The organism is Streptomyces sp. RPT161 (genome assembly GCF_027533845.1).
In the GTDB taxonomy this organism is placed as follows: domain Bacteria; phylum Actinomycetota; class Actinomycetes; order Streptomycetales; family Streptomycetaceae; genus Streptantibioticus_A; species Streptantibioticus_A silvisoli_A.
Genome location: NZ_JAPZVN010000138.1, coordinates 1 through 213 on the forward strand (window position 1 = coordinate 1; position 213 = coordinate 213).

General features: G+C 66.2%; 1 protein-coding gene. It reads left to right on the forward strand.

Annotation, left to right across the window (positions count from 1 at the left end; genetic code table 11):
* Window positions 1-25: 25 nt before the first annotated feature.
* On the forward strand, window positions 26-213 hold a 188-nt coding region (locus O5O46_RS35265), incomplete at its 3' end, for an acyltransferase domain-containing protein (RefSeq protein WP_333482465.1).

Below are 213 nucleotides of genomic sequence, written 5' to 3' on the forward strand. Positions count from 1 at the left end.
TGCCCGTAGCGGTGCTCGGGTGGGTGTGTTGTTTACCGGTCAGGGTGCTCAGCGGGTGGGGATGGCTCGCGAGTTGTATGACCGGTCTGCGGTGTTCGCGTCGGCGGTGGACGCGATCGCGGCGGAGTTGGACCCTTTGTTGGACCGCCCCTTGCGTGAGGTGATGTGGGGGGTTGATGCGGATCTGTTGGAGCAGACGGGGTGGGCGCAGCC